This window comes from Nostoc sp. 2RC, from assembly GCF_014222165.1.
GTDB lineage: Bacteria > Cyanobacteriota > Cyanobacteriia > Cyanobacteriales > Nostocaceae > Nostoc > Nostoc linckia.
The window spans coordinates 1-6,810 of record NZ_JACKZU010000417.1 but is presented as its reverse complement, the minus strand read 5'-3'; the positions used below and the strand labels follow the sequence as shown (position 1 = coordinate 6,810).

The following is a 6,810-nucleotide window of genomic DNA, read 5'->3' as shown; positions in this document are numbered from 1 at the left end:
CCTTTCCCTTTCCCCATCCCCCCATCCCCTCTTTGCCTCTTTTTAACTAGTAACTTAGGATTATTCTTAAGCAATTGGTGTTGGCAGAAAAAGTGGAGAAAGATATGGAGTACAATTTTCAAGCATTGGCTGAAGTTTACAAAAACGCGCTTCTGAATGATGTACTGCCATTTTGGGAAAAATATTCCCTTGATTTGGAGCAAGGCGGCTATTTTACTTGCCTCGATCGCCAGGGTAAGGTTTATGATACAGACAAATTTATCTGGTTGCAAAATCGCCAAGTGTGGACTTTTTCCATGCTTTATAACCAGTTAGAAAAACGGGAAAATTGGCTGAAAATTGCTAATAATGGCGCTAATTTCCTCGCTAAACACGGTAGAGATAGTGATGGTAATTGGTACTTTGCTCTGACTCGTGAAGGCAAACCACTGGTTGAGCCTTACAATATTTTTTCTGATTGCTTTGCAGCGATGGCGTTTAGTCAATATGCACTTGCATCCGGTGAAGACTGGGCTACAGATGTGGCGAAGCAAGCTTACAATAACGTTTTACGCCGCAAAGATAACCCCAAGGGCAAATATAACAAAACCTATCCAGGTACACGCCCGATGAAATCATTGGCTGTACCGATGATTTTAGCTAACCTCACTTTAGAAATGGAATGGTTGTTGCCCAACGAAACTTTAGAAAATGTCCTTGCTGAAACAGTCCGCGAAGTGATGACGGATTTTCTCGACTCAGAACGGGGACTAATGTATGAAAATGTCGCCCCTGACGGTTCCCACATCGATTGTTTTGAAGGACGGTTGATTAACCCAGGTCACGGTATTGAAGCCATGTGGTTTATCATGGACATCGCTCGGCGCAAAAACGATACTAAAACTATTAACCAAGCCGTCGATGTGGTGCTAAATATCCTAAATTTTGCTTGGGATAGCGAGTATGGCGGCTTATATTACTTTATGGATGCACTCGGTCATCCTCCACAACAACTGGAATGGGATCAAAAGTTGTGGTGGGTTCACCTAGAATCTTTGGTTGCATTAGCAATGGGTTATCGCCTAACTCAGCGTCAGTCCTGCTGGGAATGGTATCAAAAGATGCATGATTATGCCTGGTCACACTTCGCCGATTCTGAGTTTGGCGAGTGGTTTGGCTATCTGAATCGGCGGGGAGAAGTATTGTTGAACCTCAAAGGCGGGAAATGGAAAGGATGTTTCCACGTACCACGGGCGTTGTATCTTTGCTGGCGGGAGTTTGAAGCATTGCGATCGCTGCGGTAGTAAACAACGCACTCCGTCTTGGGAATCTCCATTTCCTAATCTGGTGAGGTACAAATCTCTGCGTACCTCTGCGCTTTACTTTGTGCGACGGCAGTCGCTACAAGTCGGGAAACCCGCCCAACGCGCTGCCTCCCCTCTGCGTTTCAAAATATTATCCATACCTCATTTAACTAGGAATCGCTACATTTTTGCTACTATTAATTACTCACAAACTAAATTCGGCCGCATTATCTTCATCCACATCTGCATCTTTCCCCACAGCAGTCGGCTTGAATTTCGCGTCGTGAATTAATTGTTTAAATGAAATTCCTGGATTTTGGAAAAGAATATTCAGCACACTCATAAAATCTCGCACAATTTCCCCTGGCGTTAATAATGCTTCTGCACCCAAGCGATTAACAATTTCTTGAACAAACTCTTTTAACTCACGATTTGTCAAAGTCTGTTGATAGCCGAAATTGAGCGCATGAATTTCCGCTAAACGTTGCAAAAGCGTTAAAATTTCTGCTTCGCTTAATGGGTTTAGGCGAATCACTGGGCCTAAAAGTTCCTGCACATTAGCTTGTGCGACAAAGCGACTTTCCTTTGTGCGTCTTCGCCAAGCTTGGTCTGCAAAAAGTCCTCTATTTGGATCTTCTAAAAATTTGGTTGTTCCACCAATCAAAATACCAAGATGTTCTGCCTTACATTGCATGGTATCGTTAAACATTGCTAAAAGTCGGTTATAATTTTTTTCCCGCGTGACTGTGGTAGATATTTGATATAAATGTACAGCTTCGTCAACTAGAATTAATAGTCCTTTATAACCAATTTCGGCGATAAATTTTGCAAACAATTTGATGTAGTCATACCAACTATCATCATCAATAATCACCCGGACTCCTAAAGCTGCTTTGGCTTCAATTTTAGTGGTAAATTCTCCGCGCAACCAGCGCATTGCAGCATTTTTTAAATTATCATCATCCAATCGATAACCGCGCCAATAAGCGATAATAACATTCCCAAAATCAAAACCGTGAACCAAATCTTCAATATATTGAACTACTTCCCTAATTTTTAATTCAACTTGGTCATCAAAACCATCATCATTAGGACGCAGTTCGGTTTCTTTAACCACTTCTTGTTGAATTTTATTAATCCATCCTTCTAAAATTGAAACTAAAGCGCCACCATCAGGACGAGTTTTTGTTGCTAGATGGCTCATTAATTCTCTATAGGTTGCTAAACCTTCGTTGTTACTTCCTGCTAAGCGACGTTCAGGTGATAAATCAGCATCAGCTACTACAAACCCTTGCTCCATTGCTCGGTTACGAATTAGTTGTAGTAAAAAGCTTTTCCCAGAACCGTAATTACCAATTATAAATCGAAATGCGGCTACACCTTCTGCAATATCATTGAGGTTTTGTAATAGGCTTTGGAGTTCTTTTTCTCGACCTACTGCTATGTGTTCAACTCCCACTCTTGGTACTACTCCCGCACCAAGGGAATTAATCAAAGCAGTGGATATTTTTTTCGAGATTTTGAGCTTTGCCATGTATTACACTTCACTTTATTCTAAACGCAGAAGCACGCAGCAATAAGATAAGGTATATTTTCACCTTATTAATAATTTTACAACGTCAGAAGTCAGGAGTCAGAATTCAGAATTCAGGAGTCAGAAGTCAGGAGTCAGGAGTCAGAATTCAGGAGTCAGGAGTCAGAATTCAGGAGTCAGGAGTCAGAATTCAGAAGGCTTTAGTACTCAAGCTTAATAAATTTAAATAATCAGGCGTGCTATGAGTTATTGAGTTTTTGTCAGATTCAGAATCCAGTATTTTTGGAAAATCAAGGTTGTTATAGCTTCTGAATTTTATTCAATTTATTAAACTTGGTCTGTAAGCCTTCTGAATTCTGAATTCTGGATTCTGGATTCTGAATTCTTACAAAGGTTGTTATAGCTTCTGAATTTTATTCAATTTATTAAACTTGGTCTGTAAGCCTTCTGAATTCTGAATTCTGGATTCTGGATTCTGAATTCTTACAAAGGTTGTTATAGCTTCTGAATTTTATTCAATTTATTAAACTTGGTCTGTAAGCCTTCTGAATTCTGAATTCTGGATTCTGGATTCTGAATTCTTACATTTGAGCATGTCTAGTCATTAGTTCGTCATATATGGCAATCATTTTTTTGACACGGGCTTTATGTTCCTGATAAACTTCTGGAACTTCTGATTCTGGGTCAATTATTAATTCACCAATAGTATCATTTGCTCGTTCGTTGATGGAATCTATTAATAAATTCGGCATGGTAATATTTGCTTCGGCAATTTTTTTAAGAGTAGCTTGGATATTATCTCCTTCGACTATAGCTTTTAATACTTGTAATTCATATCCTGGTAAGTTTTCCAAAAAAGTAGTCCATTCTTCTGGTATGTCTTCTGAGGTATTAATTTCTAGAGAATCTGTGGTTGCAGGAGATTGAATTATTTCAGTGAAAGGAAACAATTCTATATCATCTTCTTTGGTGTCTTCAGCAAAAGGTTCTGGGTTGAAGGTTTCAGCTTGTTGCAGTAATTCCCAAACTTGATTTTGCAACAAGTCTCGTTCTTCTTGTAATAATGAAATTTGCCCTTTTAATTGTTCTAACTCTTCTTTTTGCTTTGAGATTTGAGTTTGTGACGAATTTAAAATACCTTGGATATTTTTTCTTTCGCTTGTTTTTGCTACCAGTAATTCGTTTTCTTTATTGACTTTTATTTCTAGTTCTTGACTTTCTATTCGCAATTCGTATAATTTTTCTTCTAATTGCGGCTTGAGTCTGCCTAAAAGCGTTAAGTTACTTTCAATTTCTTCTTTTTGTTGCTGGAGTTCGGAAATTTGGTTTTGCAGTTGAGTAATTTCCGCACGAGATACATGACAATTAGACTCTAAACGACGCTTTTCTCCTGTGAGGTTAGTAAAAGCTTCGCTCAATTCTGTATGATTTGTTTGTAAGTTACTCAGTTCAATCTGGAGATTATTGATTTCAGTTTCTAACTGCTTTTTTTGACCAGCTAATGTTCTGACATCTCGATTCAGGCTATCTCTTTGGCTGCGGTTTTCAATTACTTGATTTTGGAGTTGTTGTGAATCTGTATATAATAATCTATGATGTTCTTCAATTTGATTGATTTCTTTAACAATACGGGCTTTTAATCCCTCCATTTCTTTAATTCGCTTGCGGAGAGAACCCAAGAGAAACATTTCATAATTTCTGCGTCGTTTATCTACGAATAATGCTGCTCCATAGATAATAAACGCAGTAATTATACCTGTGAGAAAGGCTTTATTAAAATCCCAGTTGGGAACAAGGCTAAGTCCAAAACTCACACTGAAGGCAACTATGCCTAAAATAAATCGATTACTGATGGTTACTGATTGCATATTGCTGGTTGTTAGCGTAGTTGAGCGATCGGAATAACCAGTTTTCATAAGAATTTGTAATTTGTAATTTAAATATATATAGCAGTCCGATTTGATTTGTGAACTTTATGTATGTGGGTAGGGAATAGGGAATAGGGAATAGGGTTATAGAAGGTTAAAGGGGAAAGGGAAAATACCAAACATGCACCCCCTTTTCCCCTTCCCCTTTTCCCGACTTCTGCAAGAAGTCTATTGTTTTTGGTATCATAATTATTTTACAATTTATAACCATAGTTATTCATCTATAACATTGTGATGTAGAAAACAAAAAATTCTCATTACTTAGGAATTAATTAGCATTTTCAGTGGTAGATGTATTTTCATTTGCTCCATGAAATAATTTTAAATCTGCTTTTAAAAAATCAATGAACTGGCGTGCTGTGCGTCCGGAACGACCATTGTGGCGAGTCGCCCACTGTAGTGCTTGATATTCTAAATCTTCTTGGGTAATATTGATTTCAGCTTGTGCTGCTAGATGACGAATAATGTTTAAATAAGTTTTCTGGTTGGCTGGCTCAAAGGTTAAGGTTAAACCAAAGCGATCGCTAAAGGAAAGTTTCTCCTGCATCGTATCCCAAGCATGGATTTCATCGTTATCTTTAGGCGCTGGTCTATCCACAAAAAACTCCCGAATCAAATGACGACGATTAGAAGTAGCATATACAACCACATTTTGCGGTCTGGCGGTTAAATTACCTTCTAAAACTACCTTCAGTGCTTTAAAAGCATCATCATCTTCTTCAAATGAAAGGTCATCTACAAAAACGATAAATTTTTGTGGCACTCCCCGTAAATGTTCTACAATTTCTGGTAAATCTTTTAAATCAGATTTGGCGACTTCCAATAAACAAAGAGGATAATCGCTATATTCATGCAATAAAGATTTCACCAAGGAAGATTTTCCCGAACCACGGCTACCGTAAAGTAATACATGCAGTGCTAACTCTCCTGATAATAAAAACTCGGTATTTTTCAGCAAAGCATCTCTTTGAGACTCATAACCCACAAGGGTGCTAAGCTTAATTGGGTCTGGATATGGGATACCAATAAACTCTCCAGCTTGCCAGCGAAAAGCACGGTATTGAGCAAATAAACCAGAACCATATTGCCGATAATAAGCTGCTAACTCCTCTACAGCATCACCCCAATTATCTAACTCTTGTAGATATGCAGCAAATTTGCTCTCTCTTCCCAGCTTTTTTGGTTCCTCGTACCACACCACCGGCGAAATTGGTAGATGAGCAACATTTTGCACCCACTCACTCAAATAAGCGCTGCTACATTCATAAAGACTTTGTAATACTTGTAAATCATGCCCAACTGCTGCTAACAAAGCTGGGGATAAATCTTTAAATTTCTGTTGTTGAGCCAGTTTTGTAAAAGGGTTATCACAAAAAAGAATCTGAGTGATTATATAATCTTCCCAATTTTGATTGCTTGCAGCCAAAGCATGGAAATAATAGCCGTAGGCTTGCAGACAACCGCGTGCATCCGCATCAGTGTAACGTATAGCTTGCAACAGTTCAAGAAATGCTATCCCCACTTCGCCTTGGAGAACAGATTGGTAAAGTAAAAGTGACGCGGCTTGGCGCTGGAGATATTGAATTTTTGTATTGGAGGAATTATTGGCCATTGGCATTGCTTGATTATTCATCAATCAACTGGGTGATATAGCTAAACAGCTATGGTAAATTGTCTGCTGACCCTGGCAGCAAAAACAAAATCTACATAGGTTTTAACAATGAATTTAAGTATAATCGCTGCTTTTGCTTACGGCATATTGGCGATCGCTGGTGGCATTATTGGCTATATTCAAGCTAGAAGCAAGGTTTCTCTTGTAAGTGGTAGCATTAGCGGTTTATTACTAATTATTGCCGCTTACCTCCAACTCCAAGGACAAGCCCAGGGTTTAATTTTAGCCGTCTTGGTGACTGCTGTTTTAGTAGTGTTCTTTGCATTTAGACTCGCTAAAACACGCAAATTTATGCCTGCGGGATTGATGACTATTTTAGGTATGCTAGCGCTGGCGGTGATGATGAATGAAATTGTCACCATTAGGTAGGGTTATGGGGATGGGGGGATGGGG

General features: G+C 38.8%; 5 protein-coding genes. 2 read left to right on the top strand and 3 right to left on the bottom strand.

Features of this window, described 5'->3' with window-relative positions; all coding sequences use genetic code 11:
• The first annotated feature begins 104 nt into the window (after positions 1–104).
• Entirely contained in the window at positions 105–1,283 is a 1,179-nt protein-coding gene (locus GNE10_RS30210; protein ID WP_185569464.1) for an AGE family epimerase/isomerase, read from the top strand.
• Positions 1,284–1,488: 205 nt separating this feature from the next.
• On the opposite strand, the gene GNE10_RS30205 is transcribed toward GNE10_RS30210, so the two are convergent.
• From GNE10_RS30205 to GNE10_RS30195, 3 genes are all read right to left on the bottom strand, one after another.
• Complete coding sequence (locus GNE10_RS30205) at positions 1,489–2,817, bottom strand: ATP-binding protein (RefSeq protein WP_185569462.1); 1,329 nt, start codon at positions 2,815–2,817, stop codon at positions 1,489–1,491.
• 581 nt (positions 2,818–3,398) lie between these two features.
• On the bottom strand, positions 3,399–4,733 hold the full coding sequence (locus tag GNE10_RS30200; RefSeq protein ID WP_260447089.1) for a tellurite resistance TerB C-terminal domain-containing protein: 1,335 nt from the start codon (positions 4,731–4,733) through the stop codon (positions 3,399–3,401).
• A 280-nt stretch (positions 4,734–5,013) separates the two neighbouring features.
• A complete protein-coding gene (locus GNE10_RS30195; RefSeq protein ID WP_185569460.1) occupies positions 5,014–6,378 on the bottom strand; it encodes an ATP-binding protein in 1,365 nt (454 codons plus the stop codon).
• An 87-nt stretch (positions 6,379–6,465) separates the two neighbouring features.
• Here GNE10_RS30195 and GNE10_RS30190 point away from each other — a divergent pair, with 87 nt between their 5' ends.
• Entirely contained in the window at positions 6,466–6,786 is a 321-nt protein-coding gene (locus tag GNE10_RS30190) for a TMEM14 family protein (protein ID WP_099072864.1), read from the top strand.
• Positions 6,787–6,810: the final 24 nt, after the last annotated feature.

What these genes read in the sequence shown, in the direction of transcription:
- GNE10_RS30210 (WP_185569464.1), top strand. Translation starts at nt 105, where the DNA reads ATGGAGTACAATTTTCAAGCATTGGCTGAAGTTTACAAAAACGCGCTT.
- GNE10_RS30205 (WP_185569462.1), bottom strand. Translation starts at nt 2,817, where the DNA reads ATGGCAAAGCTCAAAATCTCGAAAAAAATATCCACTGCTTTGATTAAT.
- GNE10_RS30200 (WP_260447089.1), bottom strand. Translation starts at nt 4,733, where the DNA reads ATGAAAACTGGTTATTCCGATCGCTCAACTACGCTAACAACCAGCAAT.
- GNE10_RS30195 (WP_185569460.1), bottom strand. Translation starts at nt 6,378, where the DNA reads ATGAATAATCAAGCAATGCCAATGGCCAATAATTCCTCCAATACAAAA.
- GNE10_RS30190 (WP_099072864.1), top strand. Translation starts at nt 6,466, where the DNA reads ATGAATTTAAGTATAATCGCTGCTTTTGCTTACGGCATATTGGCGATC.